Here is a 26073-nt window from a genome sequence, read left to right on the forward strand (position 1 = left end):
AAGAGAATGTTTCCGATCTTTTGTTAATCAAACCTGCCGTATACCCAGTATCTTTTTCCCCTTTTTCAGAGTATATTGAACCCCTTTTTTCATTATATATATCTGAATTTTATATATGCTCTTAGCATTACTATTTTTGCAGTAGCGGGATCCAATGTTTTCCCTATTTCCAAAACCTTCTTTAAGTCCGTCCAAATAATCTTTGTGAAATCCCAGTCGTTTATAAAAACAGTACCTAGATAAATGCCCGATAATTAGAAACGGGGTATTAACTACCCACTGCAAAACCGAAAAATTTTTGTACAACAAATAAAAACTATTTCTTGCTGACAACTTAACCTTCAATGGATTGTATCCGTGTCCAGTTGTTGCACTACCTATATGATAAACTAATGAACTTGCACAATAATAATTTTTATAGCCTGCAAGTCTGGCCCTATACCCAATGTCCACATCCTCTAGATACGCAAAAAAATTCTCATCAAATAAACCAATGGTGTCGAATACTTTTTTTCTGTAAATTGCCGATCCTGCACAAGAAGAAAATATTTCTCTATTAGTACAGTAGGAGTTTATATTTGCTCCATGTCCCTCCTGATATGCCCATCCAAAAAAAGTCATTTCGTCGCCAGCATTATCAATTTGTTCTGGAGAATAGTACTGAATCATCTTACTAGAATACGAAAAAGCCTCCGGAGCACTTTCTATACTTTCAATTAAATTTTGAAGCCAAGTTTCTGTAGCAATGGTGTCATTATTCAACAGAACCACATATTCACTATTAGAGTGTGTAATACCATAGTTTACAGCTGCACTAAAACCTCTATTACCGTCTAGTCTATAGACAGTCACCTGTGGTGCAATCTTCATTGCGACTTTGATGCTATTATCAGTTGAACCGTTGTCCACAATAACTATTTCATAATCAGTGTAACTTTGATTTAACAAGCTTTTTAAACAATCTGCCAAATAACGCTCACCATTAAAATTAGGGATAATAACCGTAACCTTCATTTTACTCCCTTGTGTTTAAATAGTTATTGACCAACTTTTTGATTCCTTCATCGATACTTATCTGAGCTTTAAACCCAAGATATTCCTTAGCTCGACGTGGATCAAGAACATTTCGTTTTACATCAATACTCCTCATACTTTTAAAGTCTATGTTGGCATTCAAACTGGTGTAATGCTCTATTTTCCTTATAATATCTACAATACTAGTTCCTATACCAGTTCCCACATTGAATACGGGCAAAATATCAAAACTGGAAGCTCTATAGCTAACAGCAGCCACAATAGCATTACACACATCATCGATATCTATGTAGTCCCTAGTAGTAGAACCATCTCCATAAAGCGTTATGCTCTCACCCTGCAAAATGGTATTTAAAAAAACTGAAACAGCACCTATTTTTTTGCTAGGATCCTGCCCAACTCCATATGGGTTAGCAACTCTAAGTACAATATTCTCCATACCAAACAATTGGTTATAGAGGAGCATTATCTTCTCGATAGTTAATTTCATAATTCCATAGTGATTTAGAGGATTGCAATTAAAACCTTCATTTAGCAGTTCAGCATCCCCATGGTCTCCATAGACAGTACCTCCTGAGGAAAGAAAGATGACTTTCCCGACATTCATTTTCTTTGCAGCTTCTAAAAGTTCAATTGTTTTTATTACATCCAGCTTATAAGAATCTGTAGGATTAATCATTGAGGTATATGGTGATACAGTGCTAATGAGATGAATAATAATATCCTGATCAGCCAGTAACTCCTCAAAGCCTCCCTCATTCAAAAAATCGCCTTCAATAATATTGGATATGCCGTTTGGCAGCATCTTAAGGTTTACATTTCTATCATATACGGTAACGACGTTTTCAGCTTGATGAAGCTGCCGGGCCAAGTGGGAGCCGATAAATCCGGCTCCTCCCAGAATAAATATTTTCATTCTATCAACAATCCCTTCCTTTTAATAAGTCTTCCTCAAATCTCTAATTTCAGAACAGTTCGAAATAGCTCGAGGCAAAACTTTCCATTGAGAATTGTTGAAATAAAAAACTCGTATTTTCTTTGAGTTCATGAAACTTTTTTGTATCACTCATTAAAGTACTCATAGCGTTAGTGAGTTCATCCACTTCCACTTTTCGCTCATTATTGAGCTCAAGTATAATTCCAGCATACTTATTGGTGTTTTCAGCGTATAACATCGTTTTAATCTCACCTAAATTTGTTGATATTACAGGCTTGTTATAGGCAAGATACTCAATGATAGAATTTGGCAGGCTCTCTGAAATAAAATAGCTTGGGAGCAATGCGACATCAAAAACCTTAACCCAACCAATCCATTCGGATGGTTTAGTTAAATTACAGACTACATGGATAAAACTATATTTCTCATAGGCTTTCTTAATCTGTTCAGCATAAGCGCCATTCCCAACTAATATAAGGTGTGCCTTATTATCATAGTTTTTGTTTAGTTCAATAATGGCCTTGATGCTCTCCTCCCAACCTTTTTCCTTTATCGCACGTGATACCAGTCCGAATACAAAAGAATTCTCTTCAATGCCTAAATCCTGCTTGTTTTTTTTAGGTATATTTTGAAGTTGATACCCGTAATAAATTTTCCGTCGTTTGGATGGTGTGTTAATTTTAACTTCACTAAATATCTCCAAATTCTTATCTGTGGCATATATAATATGATTTGCTCTATCCAGAACAGGTTTAACAAGTCCTTCAAAATCTATATCCCAATCCGGATTTTTCATTAGTGCTTCATAGCAACCATGCATCGAAAGGACCCATTGTGTTAACGGTTTGTTTTTGATGGCCCGGTAAGTTATTTTGTCTGACCACCAAATGTGAGAATTAACAACTTCAATACCAATTGAGTCCATATAAGCTCCTAGCTCATTAGGATCACCATTACTAGGAAGAATTGTTACACTCTCTGATATCATTGTTGTGATCACTCTATCGACCAACCATGGACGGGCATTGTAGATATAAACTTCTTGATATGCCGAAAAAAAGTTGGCCAGTCTAACTACTAACATTTGCCCTCCCCCCACTTCAAAGTCTGGAGCGACAAACAGGATTTTTTTCCTACTATTTAAATAGTTATATTTATCCATGGAATGTCTGCAATCATTCACAAGGCTTTCGAATGCTCCTGCTAACTTATCGTTGTCCATTATATTATTACTTTCATAACCCTTACATCCTAAACGTGCATATTCATTGGGCACAAGATTTAGGAAAGCATGCATTTGGGATTTTGGGATCTGGAAGTTTTCAATGACAAATCGTTTGATGTTAATTAATTCATTATAAAACCCCAGACTTTGTTCACTTCTACTGACGATACTAGAAGAATGTCTTCTGTGATAATTAAGAGTTTCCGATAAGAAGGCAATCTTGCCTATTCTCAGCACATATAAATAAGCAAGCCAGTCTCCACCAATTTTATAATCCTTCAATTCGTTTTCGATACCGGCCAACGCTGCTTTCCTAAAAATCACTGCACTTGCATTGGGAATAGTGTTTTTTATTCCAAGCGCTTGTACTACTTCGTGTCTCCCCTCCACACTGTAGCTGGAGCTCCATTTAGTCTCTGAGAGGTCTTTTGTATAGCTTTCGTAGTTAAACCCGACTTTTCTAGATTGGCCATCGATAATTTCGGACTGACAGTAAGCCAAATTCACTTCATCATCTTCAAATAAAGGTGTTAGTTTTTCTAAAAAGTCAATTTCGCAGAAATCGTCTGCTTCAGCGATCCAAACATATTCTCCTTCAGCTAAATTAATCCCTTTTATCCATTGACCAAAACATCCATTATTCTTTTCATTTCTAATTATTTTGAACGGAATTTTGTGTTTCTGAAGAAACGCTTGAGCAACCTTTACACTTTCGTCTTTTGAAACATCATCCAAAAAAATTATCTCATGAGGCTGTACGGTCTGATTTACTATCGACATCAGTCTTTCAGGCAAATAGGCTTCATAATTATAATTCGGTATGATCACACTCACACTGGATTTTTGATTTTTACCGGGAGACGAGAGAGATAATAGATCAGCTACATACTCACTAAAGTTAAGGTCTTTTTCAACTAGTTCAAGTCCTTCTTGAACAACTTGATCATATAAAACGGGGTGGTTTAAAATTCTAAAAATCTCGTTTTTCATTTCACTTACGTTTAAGTATGATGATGGAATCATTCCAATTTTCCTGATGAATTCCGGCATTCCCCCATTACTATCGAAGGTTACCACTGGTGTACCATTATCTATAGCTTCAAGAGCAATCGAGGGAAATGGATCCTCTCTAGAAGGGAGAATAAAAACATCTGCTCCCTGAAGTATAGGAAGCATATTCGATTGGAACCCCATTAAGTGGATGTTCGGCATTAATCCAAGTACTTCTGCATCATGAACCATCCACTTCTCTAATACTGAGTCTAACTGCCCCGCCCATACAAAATGATAATCTCCTTTTTCTTCCTCAAGGACGATCTCTTTCGTAAGAGCAAAGAAAAGATCAATGCCTTTTCTTATATCCCCATAGCCGCCACCCAAAATTATTTTAGAGTTTGTTGAAATTCCAAGAGAATTACACAATTCCTTTTTGGATTGCTCTTTGTTTAAAGAACCCATTCGTTTTTTATAAATCCCTTGGGGCCGAATCATTATTTTGTCTTCAATGAGAGAAAAGTGTTTTTCAAATGCCTTTTTTACAAACTGATTTGGGAATACAACTTTGTCAGAATATTGACACACAAATTGAGCAGCCTCATTAAAATTGTAGGTGATAATCGAAGTCGGCAACTCGTGTATCAAAGAAATTACTTTTATGCCATGCTCAGAGAGAATTTTTGCCATTATATTAGAGACTACAGAATTCGCGATGCAAAACTTTACATTTTGTTCCTTTAAACCTACAACAACCTTTTTCACTTCATTTTCGTTCTCTAAGTAGGATAAAGAATTCTGATTGAGACTTATTACAGTCGCGTATTCAGAAAAGTCTTTTTCTAAGGGGCCGCCTTTTAATAGGATAACAATGATCTCCTTTTTGAACATTTCTTTCATGGTTTTTACAAGGTTTAATGAAAGAATTGAGGCGCCAGCATTTTGGGCCTCATGACAAATAAACAAAATTGGAGACACTGAAGTTTGTCCAACTTTTTGTGTTCGAACGGGGGGTAGAACGTGAATATTGTTATAGTTATTGTTGCTATTATACAATTTCTGCTTAGTTTTTCTTAATGTATGCTTCAGTCCATTCGACTTCAACTCCTCAAAAAATTTTCTCCTTAAATGAGGCTGTTTGCTAATTAATTTATTTAATTTAATTGAATACTGCTTAATTTTGTTAAATTTATACTCTGCTTCACTTATTGATATAAGCTCAAGCTGCCTTATTTGGATCTCTTCAGCAGCACTAATTTGAAATGTTATAAGCTTTACTTTAAAGTTCGCCTTTAAGTAAAAAGGAATACTTGTGCCGAAGAAGTTTCCTAACTTATGCTCTTCTCTTTCACTTCCTTCTCCTTCAACAATAATAACTAGTTCTGAGGTTCCTTTCATATCAAGAAAGTTATACACTATCTTCATAAAGTTGCCGGTCGATTGAACCTCAAATTTTAATTCAACTGGCTCTGTTGACGTTGCGATCACCAAACCATTGTCTTTAACTTCAGCGTTCTCGACAGCAACTGATACAATGGAGGCCGTTCGTCGCAACATATTCTGTTTCATCTTATTCCTGCTTAGTATTTCATCAAGTAGTCTAGCACCGCTCAAAAATGATCACACCATTCATAAGTATTTATTTTGTAAGTTTTCTGAGGAGTCTCCCTAACTTTGTTGAATAGATTTTAGCAATTTCATTTTGTTTCAATTGCACTTCCTGATTTAATGCCACTATTTGCTTATTCGCTTCAAGAAGGTCATTTTCATAATTTTGAAGAGAAGAGGAAAGCTTATTCACTTTTTCCTCCATTTGTTTCTTTCCCGTTGTTAGTAATTCCAGTTCTGATTCAATCACCTTAAGCCTTTGCACCAACTCAGTCTTTTCTTCGAAAATGATATTTAATTGATTATTTATCATCTCACTGTCCGTTTTCAGGAGCCTATTTATTTCCGAGAATTCTTGTAGTTTGCTCTCGTATTCATCTTTGTTATGGTTAAGAGTATATTCATTCATCTCTCTAAAGAGGTTAATTAACCACTCAAAATTGTCGGTTTCATAATTGACAACTCTAAATCGGACAAAAAAAGATTTGATTTTACGAGAAGATGTCTTGAAATGAATTTGGGGATCATCGGATAAAAATACATATATTTGCTTGAAATTCAACTCTGTATTAGCATGTAAACCTTCAACCTTAACTTGTTCCCCTTTTTCATCTAGACAATACATCTCCAGCATCTCTATAGTGCAATCAACATTCAAAGGATCGAATCTAATCTCTTCGACGTTTTCAAAATCGCTCAGATCAAACTCGTAAGTATGAATTTGCTTTTCTACAAATGCCCTCAGCCGAATACTGCTATCTTCGTTGAATCCTCCACCACAATCCACGTACAATTGAGTGTAGTAGTAATCACCAGTTCTACCAAGGTTACTGACCTTGTTTAAACTATCGGAATAAGCCAATTTGGGTTGGAGTTGCACAACAAACTGGTAAATGTCACACAAGGGCCTGTTTTTCAAATATTTAACAACACCCTTGGGTAACTCATCAAAATAATTATTTAATTCAGTATCTCCGACTTTTTTGATAATCGCTTCTTCCCAAATAGCTGTTAAGTTACAAGAATTGATCATTCCGTGCAGGCTTTCATGTGTAAAAAAACGAATGTGAGTATCATCGAGTAGCCCTGTCCGCCTATAATTAAACTTATTTTGCAAAAGGTCTATAATAACGCTGTTGTGGGCAATATTTGGCACTGATGTTATTATCGATCCATTCTCTGCTAGAAGTTTCTGTGCTCTATTTAAGACAGTGTGCGGATCGTATAGATGTTCCAATACATCTGCAAAGATAATAAAATCAAACTTGATGTCTTTGAATTTACTGTACCAAATGTAATCCTCAATGTTACCTATAATAGTTTCCTTAGCATAAGCGGAGGCTATCTTTGCTGCTTCTTCATCAATCTCGACGATATACACTTTGCAGTTCAAGGTCTCTTGCATATACTTTGTCATCCTGCCTGCAGCAGGACCAAACTCCAGTACTGTAGCGCCTTGGGTGATTTTTTTCAAGATTAAGGACAACGAATTTTTCGAAGATAATTCCAGTTGAAAATTATATTTCATCCTCGTCACCTTCCACTTTCCAGTTATGGGGTATAATGCATATTCCCTCACCAATGTAGGCCGATTTCACGAAAAACTCTTTTATTTTTGCCTTATAGTCGATTGGGACATGTGCATTTTTTTCGAAGATGGCAATATCAAAATAGTATGAACCGCCTAAAAGATTAAACTGTTTATATTCCAAATAAATCGTATTTAGCCCTTTTTTATATGCAATTTTTTGATTGTCTAACAGTGTATTGATTCCACAGACATAAATATCATCTATGGTGTGAATTGCCACCCCAATAACTATATCAATGTCTGTAGTATTCATCGCAAAATCAATTTTCAGCTTAAATCGAGAACTATGCTCAATCTCCTCCAAAGGCTGACCTTCGTTATTTAGAATCTGGAGATTTTCTATGACGCCAATTATGTCATCTCTTAATTTTAAGGGTTCAACAGCAACCTTTTGTTTAGCGGAGGAAGAATCACCATATTTTAAGAAATCAGTATATCTGTCACAAATAACATCCGTATCACCTTGGGCCTGCACTCTTCCTCCATGCAACCAAATCGCTCTATTGCAGTATCTTTTGATGCTATTTATATCATGAGAAACGAATAAAATCGTTTTACCCCTGTCTCGGAATTCACTAAATTTCTCCATACATTTGATCTGAAACTTTAAATCTCCCACTGCCAGTGCTTCATCAACTATCAATATGTCCGGATCCACATTAATTGCAACTGAAAATGCCAAACGCGCGAACATCCCGCTGGAGTAAGACTTTACAGGTTGATATACAAAATCTCCAATGTCAGCAAAAGCTAAAATATCATCCAATTTCCCCTGCATTTCTTCTCGGCTGAATCCCATCATCATTCCATTTAAATATATGTTTTCTATGCCGGTGTACTCCAAATTAAATCCTGCACCCAGTTCCAGAAGAGCAGATATTTTCCCATTAACTTCAATCGTACCAGAAGACGGCGATGAAACTCCGGTAATAATCTTCAAAATTGTAGACTTGCCGGCTCCATTTTTACCGATTATTCCAACAACTTCACCCCTTGAAATTTCCAAGCTGACTCCGTTTAAAGCATAAAAAGGACGGTGGTAGCTCTTTTTCCTCGGACTTAGGGCTTCGCGCAATCGATCTACAGGCTTTTCATATAGTTTATATAATTTCGAGACATGCTCTGCCTTAATTGCAACTTCTTGACTCATTTATCTCACCTTTTCTATAAAACATCGGCAAAATGCGGTTTTGTTCGTTTCATAATGACAATTCCAATCAAAAACAACACAGCAGTCAGCAGCCAGAAGTATATGGATTGATTGTACCTTTCCCAAAACCAAACTTTATGAATCAGGGAATCTCTGTATCCTTCTACGATATAATAAGCTGGGTTAACTTTCAGCAACCATCTGTAGGAAGCAGGAAGCATCGTAGAGCTCCAAAGGATAGGGGTGAGCCACATTCCAAATTGTAATAAAAGGCTGATTATCTGCCCTAAGTCTTTAAAGAATACAATTAACGAACTTGTGATTAAAGAGATACTAAAAACAAAACAAATAGCTGCCAACGAGTAATAAATCACCTGTACCGCATAAATTGACGGTCTAATATCATACAATAAATATATGACAAAGGTTAAACCGACAAAAAATACGTGAACAAAAAAAGAGGACATAATCTTCACAAGCGGTAATAATCTGACTTGAAAAACTATTTTTTTAACTAAATAACTATATTCGATCAAACAGTTAGTTGCAGTTCCCCACGCTTCAGCAAAAAAGAACCACGGCACCAATCCAGCTATTAACCACAGGACAAAGGGAACATCCTGCACTGGTCCCGATCTAAAGCCTATCTCAAAAACAAACCAATAAATCAATACAGTTATCACCGGTTGAACAAAAGCCCAAACCACCCCTAAATACGATCCTGCATATTTTGTTTTGAAATCGTTAACCGATAAAAAATACAACATTTTTTTATGTGCATAAAGTTCTTTTACGAGATCATATATATCCCTTCTTATTTTAAGTAACAAAACGAGCACAATTGAAGTTATTAACGCTATAAGAGCTGCTATTAGATCTTTTGCTGCTCTGTTGTCTTGCATAATGGATTCTTTAAGCTCGGAAGATGGGATAAGTTCTACATAAGGATCTGTACCTGCTACTTTTGCTATCAATTCGTCTGATTTATTTAGTTTCAGTTCGTCTACTTGATTGCTGTTCTTCAAACTCAAATTTTTCAAGTCAAATGAATAAGAATGAAAAAAAGAGCCAAATGCAATATGCTTGATTGAAACTTCACCGGGCTTTGTCCCCAAGTCTAGACGGAGGGACGAGATGTCAGCTCCGAGTTTAAAGTTCAGCTTTTCATATGAGTCGGCCTTTTTATAGTTAGCTACTTCCGATTGTTCCTCACTTAACTTCTCTTTAGCTTCAATATAATAAACTTGAAAGTAATCCTCATTTCCACTTTTTAAAGTTATAGACAAGTTCATGTTATGAGAAGCTTGCAGAAACATTGACAATAAGAAGTACAAAATAAAAAAAGCACTGACGAATACGATGATGAATTTAGCAAACTTTGTCTTATTACGCAATTTCACTGGTTAAAGCTCCTCTACTAATAAACTAACTTCTAGAACTAGCTTCTTTCGCCTTTTCTAGATATGCAATTATTTGTAATATACAGCAAGAACAGCCCTGTTACTTGACTAATATATTAATAAAATAATAACATTTAAATAGGCACAACTATGTACTATTAAAAAAGGAGATAATAAAGTTGTCGAATCCAGTATACGGCAAAAACGCCGTGCAGTCGAGAAACGCGAAGAAGCTCTCTTCTCTCACGTGGGTATTAATCATTGGCTTCATTGTATTTTTAGTATGGGCTCCGTTTCAAGTGGGATTATTTAACGGGCAAATGATGGACTATGAGAAGCCGCTCTACATCGGTTCGCTGATCTGTTGTCTACTTCTGCTTGTCTGGATCGGCGGGTATTACAAGCAGTTCTCGCTTCAAGATAATAGGGATGCGCTTGCGGTCGCAGTTCTTCTGCTTCCTCTTACCTATGCGCTTGCCGTCATCAATGCCGCTTCTCACTATTTGGCAGTCAACATGGTGTTCGTCCAGACGATGTATGCGGCGATTTTTATTATTAGTCTCTACCTCCTTCGAAGCAAACAAATCAATGTTATCATACAATACGCCGTGTTAACAGTTTCTTATGTAATTGTCGGCTTTGGATTGATGAACTGGCTCGGGAACGCCAAGCTAGCCGGATCGTTAGTCGGCTGGTTCTCCAACACGGTGTATAACGGAATTTATCTTGATTCCGTAATGACGGACTCCAATGGCCTACGCCTAACCGCTATTTTTCAATACGCCAACACCTATGCAGCTTTTACGATGGCCTTCTTGTTTGTAGCGGTATTCGCCTTGATTCGCTCAAAAAAATGGTATGGTATGCTTACCCACGCCTTTATGCTGGTACCGATCATCATCTCCATGTTTTTGACGTTGTCACGCGGCGGCCTTGTGCTGATGCCGGTTGTTTTTGTGTTGCTGCTGCTGTTCTTGCGGCCCGCACAGCAAATTTTGTGGGTGGTTTATCTAGCTCTTGCTGGGATCATATCCTTGGCTGTACTGAACCCGATTTCGAACATAGGACAAGAGCTCAGCACCAATCCCAGCACTGCGCTGTCCGCTAAAGGCTGGGGTTACCTGATTGGCGCTTCAGTGCTTATGGCGGTTCTCGGCTGGGTCATCCAGCGTTTTGTAGCGCCATGGCTTGAAGCTAAGCTGGAGCCTTTGTCCCGGCGCAGACTCAGCAACCTGTGGCTGCCGATTGGTGCCACTGCCCTTGTGGCATTAGCTGCATATCTGCTGATCGCGACTAATGTACGCAATATTTTGCCGGCCAATGTTGCCGTGCGGTTTGAAAACATCAACTTCCAGCAGCATAGTGTGCTTGAACGGTTTACGTTTTATAAAGATGCTCTTAAAGTTGTGAAGGATTATCCCGTACTTGGCGCGGGCGGCGGCGGCTGGGCTTCGCTGTATGAAAAATATCAAAACAACCCGTATACCAGCCGTCAGGCGCATAACTTTTTCCTTCAATATTTAATCGAAGTCGGAATCGTTGGTTTCCTGATCTTTATGGGCTTCATCCTTTATATCTTCTACAAGTATATTCGCGGATATGTTAAACACCGCGAACGCGATCAATGGGAGAACGGGTTCTTCTATGTGATTATCGCCATGTCGATACTGATTCATAGTATCCTTGACTTCAACATGAGTTACGCCTTTATGGGACTCCTGGTCTTTATTGGACTTGCAGGAATGGCAGCCGTTATGGACCATGCACCACTTCGTCGAAAGCTTAATGGTAATGGCATTAAGCTGGGTTATTCCGCCGTTCTAGCTCTGGCTGCGGTTGTTGTAGTCGTTTTTGCTGCCCGAAGCACCTCTTCGGCAAGTGCTGCAATGGAGACAAAACGTACGGTTCAGGTAAGTTCATCGTACGAAGCCATTAAGGAACCGCTCGACCGGGCGCTGTCTTATCGTCCAACCCATCCGGAAATGGTGCTGTATTTGTCATCAGTCGATCAGTCTGTGTTCCAGCAAACGGGAAATCAACAATTCTCCCAAGAGGCTATGGACGCACTCAACCGTACGTTAAAGAAAGAGCCTTATAACAAATTGCTGCTCAAGCAGCAGGCTACTCTCTACGATCTGCTGGGTCAAAGCGACCTTGCTTACGCTATATACCGGGATAATGCCGATAAGTTCAATTGGGATATTGACTGGTACGAGGAGTTGACTACCCGGTCTTTGAATATGGGAATTCAGGATCCTAACAAGCAGCAGGATTATTTCAAGATCGGGCAGGATGCTTATGAGCACGTAGTAGCCGGAGTCGAACATATAAAGACGCTTCCTGCGGGTCAGCAGCAAGGCCGTGCTTTTGAGGTTACACCGTTGATCTCAATGAATATGGCAAAAATGAAGCAGCTGTCGGGCAACCAAGAGGAAGCCGCTGCCTTTTACAAGCAGGCGCAAGAGAGCCTGACAGCACATCTTGGTGCTGAACCGGCTAATGAAACCTATTGGAGACAACAAGCCCAATTGTATGAACTGCAGGGACAAAGCGAACAGGCTTTTGCCGTCTTCCGGGATCAAGCTCCACAGTTTGTGCTTAGTCTCAGCTGGCACGAAGAACTCATCAGCCGCGCTTTTAACATGGGCAATCAAGCCTTGCATTCGCAGGACCAGGCCAAAAAACAAGAATACTTTAATGCAGGACTCGCCGCTTATCAACAGGTGGTCGACATTGCTTCCCAGCCGCAAAACCCTCAGCCAGGGCAAAGACAGATTGAGGTAACCCCAACGATCGCCCTGAATGCAGGCAAAATGCAGCTCATGTCAGGACGTGAAGCAGAGGCTGTAGCTACTTTGCAGCAGGCGCTCAGCGATAACTATGCGGATCTTAACAACCGCGAGATCGCCCGCTACTATTTAGCCGCCCAGCTTCGTTCAGGGCAGCAGATGGACAAGGCGGTTCACGATGCTCTGATTCAGGCAGAGCCAACCGAGCAGGCGCGAATTGATGAAATCGTAGCAGCCAAGTTCTAGCACAGATTAGTTAGGATATACAAAAGGGCAGACCTCACAATGGAGGCCTGCCCTTCTTCTTTATTCTTTGCATTGGCATCTGATCCCTGATAATCTCACCTTACTTACTCTTCGCTTCAAAAGGAACCGTACCCACTCCCTGCGCGTCCCCTGCACTCTTTGGAGTAAAGTCAATGCTGAGGTCGTTTAAAGTGAATGTTTTGGGCTCAGTGCCTGTCCAGCCGGCAGCTGCTTTGAAGGAGAAGGCGTAACCAGACATTGATTGCTTGTTATAAAACCGCAGCGTAACTTGTCCGTCCGGCTGTCCGTCATCAAGGGTCTGCTCATATTTCCGCACACCGTCTTGGATCATCAGCTTCACTGTCTCTCCTTGCTTCAGTCCCTTTATCGTATAATCGACATGGATATCGACATAGGATTCCTCCGGCAGGGCCAGAAACTGACCGTCACTGATAATCTCTTCCCCGCCTCCAGTTAGCTTAAAGTCCTTTGGACCGGCAATCCGGATGTGATCATCCGAGCTCATTGGCCGGCTGATATAGTTTTTGTACGTTAAAATCTGTTTTTTTAATTCCTTGTCGGTAAGAGCTGTCCGTTCATAGTCCGTGCCGAACATTTCCCCGCTTTTCGATTTCAATTCGTATAGTTGGCCTCCGTTGTCGACCTGATACACCTCACCCTTGCGGGTTGAGTAAAAAACATCGCCGGTGTAATGAGAGGCGAACAAAATCGGCGTTTCATCACGGTATTTCCGGAACACGCTCCGCCCGGCTGTTTCCTCATCAAGTGCAGGATCCGCATAATCCAGCAGGGAAAGCATGATGTCCTTTTGTCCAAATACACCATCGTTCACAACCTGGCCTTCGATTTCAGGCGAATATGCCGCAAAAATACCCCAGTTGGAGCCGTAAGGCTGGTTGTTCACTCCGTGCGACTCGTCGGAGATAAACAGGACCAGTGTGTCTTTTGCAAATGTGGAAGAATCGATATAGTCGATAAAATCGGACAACGCCTCGTCCAGATACGCCACCGCCGCTTCCTTTCGGCTGGAATAACGGTCTTCATATTCATCAGAAACAGCATACGGATGGTGCGTCCCTACCGTAAGCATCGTCGCAAACCATGGTTTGCCTTTACTGTCCAGTTCATCAAGAAAGGTGCGGCTCTGCTCGAAAAACGCTTTGTCATCCGGTCCCCAGCCAAACGGAATATAGCTGTGGGTGAAGCTCTCCCCGCCAATTATCGTTTCATACCCTGCCGCCTTCATAAAATCGCCTTTAGACATGTACTCCAGGTTAGCCGCCTGAATAAATGCGGTATGATACCCCTGCTCCTTCAGCCGCTGCGGCAGCAGTTTTTTGCGTTCGCTTTCGTTAAGCTGAAGATATTCGTAAGCCTTTGGCGTTGAAGCATCCAGGTTCGGATAATCGCCGCTGATCACCGAATACATACCCCGAATGGTTTGATTGTTATGGGTAATATAATTGGGCAAAACAAGGCTGTGGTCTTTGATTTTGTCCTGCAGGCGGGTCATGCGGATATCGTTCGAGACCTCCAAATAATCTTGCGCAGACGGGAGGTAAGCACCGGGAATTCCCTCCATAACGACCATAAGGATGTTTTTGGGCGAGGTTCCGCGGGGGCCTAACAAATATTCTCCCTGCTTCAGTTTCTCTGTCGTTTGAATCCGCTGTTCGATATCTGCAGGATAATCTGTCAGCCCCTCATCGTCAAACGTTAAGACGGCAACCGTATTGCTGAGCGAAGCCGATACAAAACTCCCGGTTTTCCAGTCTCCGCTCGCATAAACAGCAATGAACCCATACAACAGCAGCAGGCCGCCAAACGCAGACCAGCGCAGTATTTTTGTTTTCAAGGGAATAAACGAGGTTTTGCCCAACGTATAGATTGCCAGCATTAAAGTAATGGTGAAGGCCAGCGAATACAGCGGGAAACTAACGTGAAATAACGTTCCGCGAATGAATTCCTGATCGGAAGCCATCGACAAATCGGTGAGGTTAATGACATGGTCGAGCGCATAAATGTACTCCATGTTCGCCAGATGCAGCAGGGCGACAACCAGTGCAGGCAGGTAAGCGGCAAAACGATTGATTTTAGTCAGCGCGTAAAAAAGCAGCAGAAACAGCACACCGGTGCCCAAATCTTTAATCAGAGGCAGCACCAGCTCGCCCGGACCGGCCGCGATATTTTTGCTCTGAAGCAGCAAGATTCTGCCCCAGCAGAAAAGTCCCAAAAAGAGGATCGAAGGGACGGTATACCATACTTTCTTCAAATGTCGTCACTCCCGTTACGGATTCCAATCAAAAAAGCCAGGCCGACCGGGCGCCCCCGCCGCCCATGCTGGTCTTCCTGGCTCGTTCCTACCTATTCAACAATAAAGGCATAATGCCTCGTTACTTCACTTCAAGCTGCTTGGAGTCGCTTTCGATAATTTCCTTCAAATACGCCATCAGGTCATCTTTGAGCTCTTCATGCTGCAGCGCGTAATGGATAGTTGTACGAATGAAACCCATCTTTTCGCCTACGTCATGGCGTTTCCCCTCAAAATTGTAGGCGATAATCCGCTCAACTTCGCTAAGACGCGAAATGGCGTCCGTCAATTGAATTTCTCCGCCGACGCCAACCTGCTGTTCGCCCAGCATATCAAAAATCCGCGGAGTCAAAATGTAGCGGCCCAAAATCGCGAGATTGGATGGCGCATCTTCTTTTTTCGGCTTCTCAACCAGCCGGTTCGCCTTGTAGACGCGCTCAGCCAATTCGGTGCCATCCACCAGACCGTAGCGGGACACTTCTTCCCACGGTACCGGCTGTACGCCGACGATAGAAGATTTGTATTCATCGAACACATCAATCATTTGCCGCAGACACGGCTTATCCGCTTCAACGATATCGTCCCCGAGCAAAACGGCAAACGGTTCGTTTCCAATGAACTTGCGGGCACACCAAATTGCGTGGCCAAGACCTTTTGGTTCTTTTTGGCGAATATAATGAATATCGGCCATATCGGACGATTTGCGGACGGAGTCGAGCAGATCCCATTTTTGCTTCTCGGCAAGGTTGAACTCCAGCTCAAAGGAGTTATCAAAATGGTCCTCAATCGAACGTTTGCCTTTACCGGTTACGATGATAATATCCTCAATTCCGGATGCAACCGCTTCTTCCACAATGTATTGAATCGTGGGTTTGTCCACGATAGGGAGCATTTCCTTAGGCATCGCTTTGGTGGCCGGCAGGAAGCGGGTACCGAGTCCCGCCGCCGGGATGATCGCTTTACGAATTTTCATAATCAGGGCTCCTTTAAATTGTCAGTATCGGTGTCGTAACACATAAATAAACACATTATCTTTCATTATAACAGTTTTGGGCAGAACTGTCGTTCCACTGTCACTTGTTTCCTTATGTAAAAAAAGCCCCCGCAACCCATGCGAGGACTAAAAACATTTATTTCACCAATTGCCCGCGGGTTACCCCAAGCTGATTGGTTGCCTTGAGCGTCTTCCAGACCTGTGTCCCTGAAATCTCACCGCGCAGCGCACGGTTGTACAAGTCGATAACCTCCGTCACCTGATCCGGCGTTTCCTCCAGAAACTCAACCCGGTAAGCGGCGACGCCCAGATCGCGGAAGTGGTTCAAGTACTCCGCACCGGATTGTTCAATCGCGTTATAAACCGTATTCCGGCAGCCTTCATCCACCCGGACCGGATGCGCCATGCCAATGCGATCCTGCAGCGAAGCGCGATGGTCTTCACAAGGACGTCCGCAGTTCGTAAAATCCGTCCCCTCACTCATGAAGGTGCAGTATACGCAGTGCTCGGTGTGGAACATAGGCAGATGCTGATGAATGACAATCTCCATCCGTGAAGTATCGCTGCGTTCCAGCAGATCGATCATCTGCTGAATGTTCAGATCATACGACGGGGTCACCAGGTCGCAGCCCGATTCCAGGAACAGATCCACCGCTTTATGGTTGGCAATGTTCAGCGAAAAGTCACCGATCAGACGCGGGTGCCGGGCACTGGGGTTTTCCAGACGATGACGCAGGTAATAATAAAGCGCCCCCGTGTTCCGTACAAGCACCGCATCCGGCTGCAAACGCAAAATATTGGCGTGGTAGCCGTTTTCGCCAGGCATATGGATCCGCGGCGTTGCAAGTGCGATCTCCGCCCCTGCTTTACGGACCGCCTCGACGGCAGCGGGAAACTGCTTGATGAATTCAAAGTCGGCGTAGATACTTTTGACACCTGCAGCCAGGGCGGCTTCCACTTGCGGTAGACTGCGGCAGAGCGCCGTCAATTTAGAATCCACACGCCCTCTTACAGCGCCCGTTCCTGCGGCCGCATCGCTGTACACCTCAACCTGACGTTTGACATACACGGGCGGCTTCGGACGTTGCCCGGCCAACAGCTCCACTGCACGGCGGCGGATGTTATTCAGTTCGCGCATGGGGACAATCACTTCGCCCTCCAGCCGCACCTCCAGCGTATTCAGCTGAAAAATCGTCCCGCCAAGCCGTCCGAACTGCTCTTCAAGCAGCGCCGCATCCATCGGCCGTTTTTGCGCCGTCTCGAGCGCGATTTCAGAGTCGACCTGCACGGTGACATCTTTCTGGACATCCGTCCACCAGGTCGTCAGCTTTTCCCCTGTCCGGCCTTCCACCCGAACGTCTACGGGGAAAACACGGTATGGCTTCTCTGTTTCGTAGGTCTGACGCAGCGCTTTATCCAGCGCGGGATCGTTGGTCTTCCAAATCCGGTCGCCGACATGCAGCCGGCGCAGGTCCACATCGCTGCGGCCTGGGACGATGTCAACCACCCAGCCTTCATCGGCGCCGCCTTCCAGCTTGACGCCCTTACGGCGTACGTCGTAGACCCGGCCGCCTTCCTCTTTTTTCGTCGGATCGCCTGCATCAAACACAATGCCGTCGCCGCGTTTCAAAGGCGCTTCGAGGCGGCAGACTACCCCATCACGCAAAATCTGTTCCACTTTGCCCAAGTACACGCCCCGGCTTTTGGGGAAGGTGCCGTCCACCAGTTTTTTATTGTTGGTGCCTTCCAGGAAGCCATGCGTAAATCCGCGTGAAAAGCTCTGCTGCAGCTCCCGCAGATCCTCTTTCGAGGTTTTTTCCCAGCGGCCGTCAAAGTACCGGTCAATGGCTTTCCGGTATTTGCTCACGACATTGGCTACATACTCAGGGCTTTTGAGCCGGCCTTCGATTTTGAAGGAAGTTACGCCAGCTTCTATAAGTTCCGGCATCAGGTCAATCGCTGCCAGGTCTTTTGGGGACAGCAGGTAGGCCACATCGCCCATCGGCTTTACTTCCCCGTCAACCATCAAATCATAAGGCAGCCGGCAGGCCTGCGCGCATTCGCCCCGGTTCGCGGAGCGGCCGCCCCACATTTCAGATGTCAAACATTGCCCTGAATAGGACACGCACAGCGCTCCATGCACGAACACTTCCATCGGAAGGCGTGCCTGCTCGCCAATCTTTTGAATTTGCTTCAAGTTGTTTTCCCGGCCCAGCACGACCCGCTCCAGTCCAAACGGCTTCGTGAACTCCACCGCTTCCGGAGAAGTAATCGTCATCTGGGTAGAACCATGAATCGGAAAATCCGGCGAAATTTCGCGGATCAGCTTCACCAGGCCCAAGTCCTGAACAATTACCGCATCCACACCAGCATCTACACAGGCATCAATCAAAACTTTTGCATCCGGCAGCTCGTTTTCGAACACCAAAATGTTGAACGTCAAAAAGCCCTTTACCCCATAGCTGTGCAGAAACGCCATAATCTCCGGCAGCTCGTCCATGCGAAAATTGTTGGCCCGGGCCCGGGCGTTAAACTTCTCTACACCAAAAAAAATCGCGTCCGCTCCGTTCGCCACTGCCGCCCGCATGCAATCCCAATCGCCTGCCGGCGCCAGCAGCTCTACGTCTTCTCTGCGTACGTCCTGCTTGTTCATCTATATCCTCCCAAACCGCCTTATAGACGGGTTCATTCTAACCGTGATTAACTAATGTATTGTATCAAAAATCACAGTTTATAGCTACTGTTACGATCTGGTTCATAGTAATCACGAGAGTCGACTCTGGGGCGGCTCTGGATCGGCTCTGCCCTATCTGTTCTTTACCAGCTCGGCTTATACAGCAATCAGCAATAGGCGGATAATGACAATTTTATAGAAAAATAGACAGGTTCACCGGGGCGGCGTACAATAAGGGTATACTATTAACTCAGTACATACTGATTACAGGGAGAGTTGGGCTGAACAATGAAAGGGATTATTTTGGCGGGCGGCAGCGGAACACGTCTGTATCCGCTAACAATGGTGACCAGCAAGCAGTTGCTGCCTGTCTACGACAAACCGATGATTTATTATCCGCTATCCACGCTGATGCTGGCGGGCATAAATGATATCTTGATTATCTCTACACCGGAGGATACGCCAAGATTTGAGAGTCTTCTGGGGGACGGCTCCCAATTTGGCCTTTCGCTGCAGTATAAGGTCCAGCCAAGTCCGGACGGTCTGGCGCAAGCGTTTATTATTGGCGAAGAGTTTATCGGCGGCGATTCCGTCGCAATGATTCTCGGCGATAATATCTACTACGGTAACGGGATCCGCAAAATGCTGAAACGTGCTTCCGAGAAACCGCAAGGAGCTACTGTATTTGGTTATCACGTGCCTGACCCGCAGCGTTTTGGCGTTGTCGAATTCAACGAACAAGGCCGTGTCCTCAGCATTGAGGAGAAGCCGGAGCAGCCAAAATCGAACTATGCCGTAACCGGCCTCTATTTCTATGATAACCGGGTGGTCTCTATTGCGAAGAACGTCAAACCTTCCGCCCGGGGAGAACTGGAAATCACGTCGATCAATGAAGAATATCTCCGTCTGGGCGACTTGGATGTAGAACTGCTGGGCCGCGGCTTTACCTGGCTGGATACCGGAACACATCAAAGCTTGGTCGACGCGACCAATTTTGTGCGGACCATCGAGGAGCATCAGGGCATTAAGATCGCCGCTCCCGAAGAAATCGCATATATTAACGGGTGGATTACCAAAGAAGATCTGCTTGTCTGCGGCCAAAAGCTGAGCAAAACCGGCTACGGCCAATACCTGATCAAAGTCGCTACAGGAAAGGTTCAGTACTAGAGCATTCTTTCGTATTAGTTGATAACCCTTAATATGGGCGGGGACGCCAATGGAAAGGTTCAGTACTAGAACAATCTTTCGTATCTTTCGTATTAGGGCAGAGTTCAGAGAGGAAGACTTACTAGGAAAGGAGCAGACTCATGAAATTTACCGAAACTCATTTAAAAGGTGTATTTATCGTGGAACCGGCGGTATTCGGCGATCATCGCGGCTGGTTTATGGAAACGTATAGTGAAGTCAAATTCAAGGAACAGGGATTTAAACTGAACTTTGTGCAAGACAACCAGTCGTACTCCGCCGTAAAAGGCACGCTGCGCGGACTGCACTTTCAATTAAACCCCAAAGCGCAAACCAAGCTTGTACGCTGCACGCGCGGCAGCATTTTTGATGTCGCGGTGGATATCCGGCAGGGCAGCCCCACTTACGGCCAATGGTTTGGACTGGAGCTGAACGCGGAGAACAAAAAACAGCTGCTGATTCCCAAAGGCTTCGCCCACGGATTTATGACGCTTACGGAAGACGTCGAGGTACAATACAAATGCGACGAATTTTACGCGCCAGAGTGTGATGGCGGCATTTTGTGGAACGACCCGGAAATCGGCATCCAGTGGCCGATAGACGTTACGCCGGTGCTGTCCGCCAAGGATGAGAAAGCCCCGCTGCTGAAGGACGCGAAACTGAATTTCGTGTACGAAGGTTAGGGGGATGGACAGCCCCGCTGCCGCTTAAGTGCACGGGGATGATTGGAACGACAGTAGACGCCGGTCCCTGGACAGTTGTCCGGACCGGTTTTTTACGTTATGTCAGTGAATTAGCACATACCTTTTAATCCCCTCAACATTCCCTTCAACGCAAAATGGCCCCGCTCAGCAGGGCACCCATACTTCTTATCGAACCTTACTGTAACCTACTCACATGCGCCCACCTTATCCCAAGGAAAAGGGCAAGCGGGCAGTCCCGGAAAATTTCCGGGCCGCGCTGCCGGCTTTAGCTTAGCCAATTCTTGATCATCGCATAATCGGAATACAGAAAAACAAGCAGGCTGACTAACGCAAAGCCGATCGCAAACAAGTTTTTCTGCGGCGCCTTCACCAGACGGATCAGACCGATCAAAATGAGAACGGTGAACGCAATCATAAAGACGTCGAACGTATTGAACGCGGAAGCGGTCGGTGCGGCGGCTTCGGCAAGCTGCATCGGGAACCCTCCTAAACATTTTGTCCATGCGCAAAATCCGGCAATTCCTTATGACACCTACTATGTTACCGTTACCATTTCATTCACGCAAGAGGTTCCGGCAAAAAAATTCACTTTTCGGACACAAGATAGCACAATGAGGTAATCCGATATCTGCAATCCCATGACTTTTCAAGTTGACGAGCGCCATCGACTCACTTCAACTCATCTCTACTCACCTTACCTTCCTCACCTTACCTTCCTCACCTTAACTCAACTCTTCTCTTCCCTTCTCTTTTCACCTTACTCGCCCATCTCAGCTCACCTTACCCGCCTCAAATCCTCTCACCTCGACTTCCCCCGCCTTTCCCCGCCTTTCCCCGCCTTTCGTTACCTTCCAATCGAACGCAGGCGGATAAACCTCAGCAGCACAACAAGCACACCGGTAAAAATCCCAAGAACGATGTTCTCAATGATAACCGGCTCGATATAAGTTGAATCGGCACGTCCTCCAATCACCGCCAGCCCGATGCCGGCCAGTTGAGCTCCAAGCACAAGCAAAAGATCACGCAGCGGGCGATGCCATTTGAACCGCTCACGCCAATAAGTCCGCACGATCGGAAGCAGCAGGACGTTGACTACTCCCCAATTAAACGACGGGGAACTATCCGCAAACGTTCCGTCATCGACTGCCCAATGCGGCATCCACAGTGCGGCGACGATCACATTAGCCGCAAGCAGCATAAGCCACAGCGGCCGGAAAAAGACCCGGTCTCTCCGCTTCTGATTCTCGATGCTCTCTGATTTCATTGCGGAGCTTCTCCAGTGCGCAATCGGCGTTGTAGATGTCCCGATGCCGTTCAAAAAATGCATGCCTTCCTCCCCATACAGCCTCTTGTCAATTTCAGCATACGCTTCCCGCAGCTGTTCCACTTGGAGCGCTCCGATATTTTGATGGGTGAGCCGCAGCGGAACCCTATGCTCCTGGAATTTCTCGATCCAGTTTTTCAGCGGTTCGCGGTTTTCCTCGCCAAACAGCGTGTACTGCACCTGCCCCTGTTCATCTTTCCACCGCATGACAATGCGGGCTCCCAAAATCTGAACACTCGGCATGTTGTCTCCCTGGGGAACTGCGCGTGTCATCCGTCCGATTAATACTTCCTCCATTTGTTCGTAGGAAATCAGCCGTTCCTCTTCAGCGCCCGTTTTTTTATTTTTGGCATACATGTAATAGCCGTCATCGCGCAGCTCATTCTGAAAAATAAAGTCGGTGTAAAACGTATTGATCCGGCCGACGATAAAGGTCACAGCCAGGATAAACGCACCTATCCCCAAAGACAAGCCTCCGAGAAACCACTGTTGGTCGACACACATCATATACACCCCAAACAAAATGCCGGCAACTCCTAGCAGACCCAACAATGCGATGATCACCACATGGACATTCAGAGCCCAGCGGGGCAGTTGGTTTGAGTAATTCAGGTCTTTCCCTCGGCGCATTTCCAGCATGCTATTCTCTCCCTTCTCCATTAGTTGGCCGGTCAAGCCTATCCCGCCGCTCCCTTTATCGCGTTTATTTCCCGTAACTTGTAATTTTGTTTTACGCAAGCTTCATGTCCATTGTTTCAAAAAATAAGCTGTTCCGCTTAAGCGAAACAGCCCTGAAGTGCACCGGAGGAGGGTTTGTCCAGTCCTGTGTAGTCCTGTGTAGTCCAGTCTAGTTCAGGATAGTCCGGGTTCAGTCCCGGCCTCCTGACAGCATCTCCTCTGCCCTGCCATTCAATAATTCAGTCTATACAGCATGCGGGCCTGCCCCGTCTGCGTAGACTTCCACTCATTCAGCTCTCATCAGCTCTGCAGCTGCAGCGTCTGGGTCCGTTCCGTATCCCGAAGCAGGATCGGCTTCAGGTACCTGCCGGTGAAGGAAGCCGGCACCTCAATGATGTCCTCCGGCGTACCGCTGGCGATCATAGTACCGCCGCCGCTGCCGCCTTCCGGCCCCATATCAATTAAATAATCCGCCGTCTTGATGACGTCCAGATTATGTTCGATCACCAGCACCGATTCGCCGGAATCCACCAGACGGTGCAGCACTTCCAGCAGCCGCCCGATATCGTCCACGTGCAGGCCGGTTGTCGGCTCGTCGAGAATATACAGCGTCTTGCCTGTACTGCGGCGGTACAGCTCCGACGCCAGCTTCACCCGCTGGGCTTCGCCGCCCGACAGGGTTGTCCCCGGCTGCCCCAGCTTAATGTAACCAAGGCCCACATCAAGCAGCGTCTGCATTTTGCGGTGAATCCGCGGAATGTTTTGGAAAAAATCAACGGCGTCTTCAACCGTCATCTCCAGCACATCCGAGATGTTTTTGCCTTTGTATTTGACTTCCAGCGTCTCGCGGTTATAACGCTTGCCCTTGCACACTTCGCACGGCACATAGACGTCCGGCAAAAAGTGCATTTCGATCTTGATAATGCCGTCCCCGCGGCAAGCCTCACAGCGGCCGCCCTTCACGTTAAAGCTGAAACGGCCTTTCTGGAAGCCCCGAATCTTGGCATCATTTGTCTTTGAAAACAGATCACGGATGTCGTCAAATACGCCCGTATAGGTTGCCGGGTTCGAGCGCGGCGTCCGGCCGATCGGCGACTGGTCGATGTCAATGACCTTGTCCAGATGCTCCAGTCCGCGAATCTCCTTATGCAGACCCGGGCGTACCTTCACCGCTTTGTTCAGCTGACGGGCCAGGCTCTTGTATAGAATCTCGTTCACCAGCGAGGACTTGCCCGAACCCGACACGCCGGTAACCGCCGTAAAGACGCCGAGCGGGATCTTAACGTTGACGTTCTTCAGGTTGTTCTCCCGGGCTCCCCGGATCTCGAGCCAGCGGTTGTCCGTCGGCCGGCGTTTGGCCGGCACCGGAATAAACTTTCGTCCGCTCAGGTATTGGCCGGTAAGTGAATGGGGATCGTTGATAATCTCCTCCGGTGTTCCCTGTGCGATGATCTGCCCGCCGTGAATGCCGGCCCCAGGCCCGATATCAATGATGTAGTCTGCCGCCATCATCGTATCCTCATCGTGCTCCACCACAATCAGTGTATTGCCCAAGTCGCGCATATGGCCCAGGGTGGCAATCAGCCGGTCATTGTCCCGCTGATGCAGCCCGATGCTGGGCTCGTCCAGGATGTAAAGGACACCCATCAGACTTGATCCGATCTGGGTCGCCAGCCGGATCCGCTGCGCTTCCCCGCCCGACAGCGAGCCGGCCGCGCGGCTCAGCGTCAGGTAATCCAGGCCGACATTGACCAAAAAGCCGAGACGGCTGCAGATTTCCTTCAGGATCAGATTGGCAATGGACGTTTCTTTTTCAGTCAAGTCGATGTGCTCGAAGAAATGTTTGCAATCGCCGATCGACAGGTCGGTAACCTGGGCGATATTGCTTCCGCTGACGGTAACGGCCAAAATCTCTTTCTTCAGCCGTTTGCCTTGGCAGACATGGCACGGTTTGGCGCTCATAAAACCTTCGATAAACTCGCGGATGCCTTCGGATGCGGTTTCCCGGTAGCGGCGCTCCAGATTCGGAATAATCCCCTCGAATGCCACCATCGCTTCCTTCCGCTGGCCAAAGTCATTTTCGTATTTAAACCGGATCTTTTCGTTTCCCGTTCCGTGCAGCAGCTTCTTCATATGCTCTGCCGAGAGGCTGCTGACCGGCACGTCGCGCGGGATATTAAAATGCTCGCAGACCGACTTCAGGAACTGCGGATAATACGTCGATGTGCTGCCTGTCCAGGCCAGAAATGCGCCATCTTCGATGGACTTCTCCGGGTCGGGAATCAGCAGGTCGGGATCGACCACCATATTTACGCCAAGCCCGTCGCATTCTGGGCAGGCGCCAAACGGGCTGTTGAACGAAAACATACGCGGCGCCAGCTCTTCCATGCTGAACCCGCATTCCGGGCAGGCAAAATTCGAGCTGAACAGCAGCTCTTCCTGTCCGATGATATCCACACGCAGCTGTCCTCCGGACAGCTTCAGCGCCGTTTCGATTGAGTCGGTCAGACGGGTTTCCACGTCTTCCTTAATCACGATGCGGTCAACGACAACCTCGATCGTATGTTTTTTGTTTTTCTCCAGCTCGATGTCTTCGGACAGGTCCCGCAGTTCGCCGTCAACCCGGACGCGGACGAAACCCTGCTTGGCAATCTCCGAGAACAAACTTTTATGCTCCCCTTTGCGGCCGGTGATGACCGGGGCCAAAATTTGCAGGCGTGTCTTCTCCGGGTACTGCATAATCCGGTCAACCATTTGCTCTACGGTCTGCGAAGTAATCTCCACGCCGTGTTCCGGACAGTGGGGATGTCCCACACGGGCGAACAACAGACGGAGATAATCGTAAATCTCCGTTACCGTTCCGACGGTGGAACGCGGATTCCGGCTTGTCGTCTTCTGATCGATGGAAATGGCGGGAGACAGACCGTCGATGGAATCCACATCGGGTTTCTCCATCTGGCCTAAGAACTGACGGGCGTAAGCCGACAGCGACTCGACATAACGGCGCTGTCCTTCGGCGTAAATGGTGTCGAAGGCCAGGCTGGATTTGCCCGAACCGCTTAATCCGGTAAGCACCACAAAGCGGTCGCGGGGAATCGTCACGTCGATATTTTTGAGGTTATGCGCCCTTGCGCCCTTGATAACAATATTTTCGTTCGCCAACGGTAAATCATCTCCCTAATAGATTCATGCCCTCATTCAAAAAAGA

Annotated in this window: 15 protein-coding genes; 3 read left to right on the forward strand and 12 right to left on the reverse strand. The window is 45.6% G+C overall.

Features of this window, described 5'->3' with window-relative positions; translation table 11 throughout:
- Positions 1-27 precede the first annotated feature (27 nt).
- The 6 genes from ACE6ED_RS07840 to ACE6ED_RS07865 form a co-directional block, all read right to left on the reverse strand.
- Positions 28-1014, reverse strand: coding sequence for a glycosyltransferase family 2 protein (locus ACE6ED_RS07840; RefSeq protein WP_410826552.1), 987 nt, complete (start codon positions 1012-1014; stop codon positions 28-30).
- Position 1015: 1 nt separating this feature from the next.
- Positions 1016-1951, reverse strand: coding sequence for an NAD-dependent epimerase/dehydratase family protein (locus ACE6ED_RS07845; RefSeq protein WP_410826553.1), 936 nt, complete (start codon positions 1949-1951; stop codon positions 1016-1018).
- 49 nt (positions 1952-2000) lie between these two features.
- Complete coding sequence (locus ACE6ED_RS07850; protein WP_410826554.1) at positions 2001-5759, reverse strand: glycosyltransferase; 3759 nt, start codon at positions 5757-5759, stop codon at positions 2001-2003.
- A gap of 70 nt (positions 5760-5829) precedes the next feature.
- Positions 5830-7326, reverse strand: coding sequence for a methyltransferase domain-containing protein (locus ACE6ED_RS07855; protein ID WP_410826555.1), 1497 nt, complete (start codon positions 7324-7326; stop codon positions 5830-5832).
- Positions 7316-8539, reverse strand: coding sequence for an ABC transporter ATP-binding protein (locus ACE6ED_RS07860; protein ID WP_410826556.1), 1224 nt, complete (start codon positions 8537-8539; stop codon positions 7316-7318). The genes ACE6ED_RS07855 and ACE6ED_RS07860 overlap by 11 nt, the downstream gene beginning before the upstream one ends.
- 14 nt (positions 8540-8553) lie before the next feature.
- A complete protein-coding gene (locus ACE6ED_RS07865) occupies positions 8554-9939 on the reverse strand; it encodes an ABC transporter permease (RefSeq protein WP_410826557.1) in 1386 nt (461 codons plus the stop codon).
- A gap of 209 nt (positions 9940-10148) precedes the next feature.
- Between ACE6ED_RS07865 and ACE6ED_RS07870 the strand changes: the two genes are divergently transcribed.
- Positions 10149-12974: an O-antigen ligase family protein gene (locus ACE6ED_RS07870; RefSeq protein ID WP_410826558.1), complete on the forward strand. Its 2826-nt coding sequence runs from the start codon at positions 10149-10151 to the stop codon at positions 12972-12974.
- 100 nt (positions 12975-13074) lie between these two features.
- Here ACE6ED_RS07870 and ACE6ED_RS07875 read toward each other — a convergent pair whose 3' ends face one another.
- The 3 genes from ACE6ED_RS07875 to ACE6ED_RS07885 all read right to left on the reverse strand — a co-directional run bounded on the left by ACE6ED_RS07875 (position 13075) and on the right by ACE6ED_RS07885 (position 18953).
- A complete protein-coding gene (locus ACE6ED_RS07875; protein ID WP_410826559.1) occupies positions 13075-15267 on the reverse strand; it encodes an LTA synthase family protein in 2193 nt (730 codons plus the stop codon).
- Positions 15268-15388: 121 nt separating this feature from the next.
- Positions 15389-16279, reverse strand: coding sequence for a UTP--glucose-1-phosphate uridylyltransferase GalU (galU, locus tag ACE6ED_RS07880; RefSeq protein WP_410826560.1), 891 nt, complete (start codon positions 16277-16279; stop codon positions 15389-15391).
- Positions 16280-16436: 157 nt separating this feature from the next.
- On the reverse strand, positions 16437-18953 hold the full coding sequence (locus tag ACE6ED_RS07885) for a U32 family peptidase (RefSeq protein ID WP_410826561.1): 2517 nt from the start codon (positions 18951-18953) through the stop codon (positions 16437-16439).
- A 309-nt stretch (positions 18954-19262) separates the two neighbouring features.
- Between ACE6ED_RS07885 and rfbA the strand changes: the two genes are divergently transcribed.
- Complete coding sequence (gene rfbA / locus ACE6ED_RS07890) at positions 19263-20141, forward strand: glucose-1-phosphate thymidylyltransferase RfbA (RefSeq protein WP_410826562.1); 879 nt, start codon at positions 19263-19265, stop codon at positions 20139-20141.
- A gap of 140 nt (positions 20142-20281) precedes the next feature.
- Entirely contained in the window at positions 20282-20842 is a 561-nt protein-coding gene (gene rfbC, locus ACE6ED_RS07895; protein ID WP_410826563.1) for a dTDP-4-dehydrorhamnose 3,5-epimerase, read from the forward strand.
- A 286-nt stretch (positions 20843-21128) separates the two neighbouring features.
- On the opposite strand, the gene ACE6ED_RS07900 is transcribed toward rfbC, so the two are convergent.
- The 3 genes from ACE6ED_RS07900 to uvrA form a co-directional block, all read right to left on the reverse strand.
- Positions 21129-21338 (reverse strand): DUF2759 family protein, encoded by a 210-nt coding sequence (locus tag ACE6ED_RS07900; RefSeq protein ID WP_410826564.1) that lies wholly within the window; start codon positions 21336-21338, stop codon positions 21129-21131.
- Positions 21339-21707: 369 nt separating this feature from the next.
- Positions 21708-22826 carry a hypothetical protein gene (locus ACE6ED_RS07905; RefSeq protein WP_410826565.1) on the reverse strand — a complete coding sequence of 373 codons (1119 nt, stop codon included), beginning with the start codon at positions 22824-22826 and terminating at the stop codon, positions 21708-21710.
- 339 nt (positions 22827-23165) lie between these two features.
- Positions 23166-26027: an excinuclease ABC subunit UvrA gene (gene uvrA, locus ACE6ED_RS07910; RefSeq protein ID WP_410826566.1), complete on the reverse strand. Its 2862-nt coding sequence runs from the start codon at positions 26025-26027 to the stop codon at positions 23166-23168.
- Positions 26028-26073 lie beyond the last annotated feature (46 nt).

The sequence above is a fragment of the Paenibacillus nanchangensis genome (assembly GCF_046543445.1).
In the GTDB taxonomy this organism is placed as follows: Bacteria; Bacillota; Bacilli; order Paenibacillales; family Paenibacillaceae; genus Paenibacillus_AQ; species Paenibacillus_AQ nanchangensis.

Coding starts and splice junctions, on each gene's coding strand:
- ACE6ED_RS07840 (WP_410826552.1), bottom strand. CDS start 1,014: ATGAAGGTTACGGTTATTATCCCTAATTTTAATGGTGAGCGTTATTTG.
- ACE6ED_RS07845 (WP_410826553.1), bottom strand. CDS start 1,951: ATGAAAATATTTATTCTGGGAGGAGCCGGATTTATCGGCTCCCACTTG.
- ACE6ED_RS07850 (WP_410826554.1), bottom strand. CDS start 5,759: ATGAAACAGAATATGTTGCGACGAACGGCCTCCATTGTATCAGTTGCT.
- ACE6ED_RS07855 (WP_410826555.1), bottom strand. CDS start 7,326: ATGAAATATAATTTTCAACTGGAATTATCTTCGAAAAATTCGTTGTCC.
- ACE6ED_RS07860 (WP_410826556.1), bottom strand. CDS start 8,539: ATGAGTCAAGAAGTTGCAATTAAGGCAGAGCATGTCTCGAAATTATAT.
- galU (WP_410826560.1), bottom strand. CDS start 16,279: ATGAAAATTCGTAAAGCGATCATCCCGGCGGCGGGACTCGGTACCCGC.
- ACE6ED_RS07885 (WP_410826561.1), bottom strand. CDS start 18,953: ATGAACAAGCAGGACGTACGCAGAGAAGACGTAGAGCTGCTGGCGCCG.
- rfbA (WP_410826562.1), top strand. CDS start 19,263: ATGAAAGGGATTATTTTGGCGGGCGGCAGCGGAACACGTCTGTATCCG.
- rfbC (WP_410826563.1), top strand. CDS start 20,282: ATGAAATTTACCGAAACTCATTTAAAAGGTGTATTTATCGTGGAACCG.
- ACE6ED_RS07900 (WP_410826564.1), bottom strand. CDS start 21,338: ATGCAGCTTGCCGAAGCCGCCGCACCGACCGCTTCCGCGTTCAATACG.
- ACE6ED_RS07905 (WP_410826565.1), bottom strand. CDS start 22,826: ATGCTGGAAATGCGCCGAGGGAAAGACCTGAATTACTCAAACCAACTG.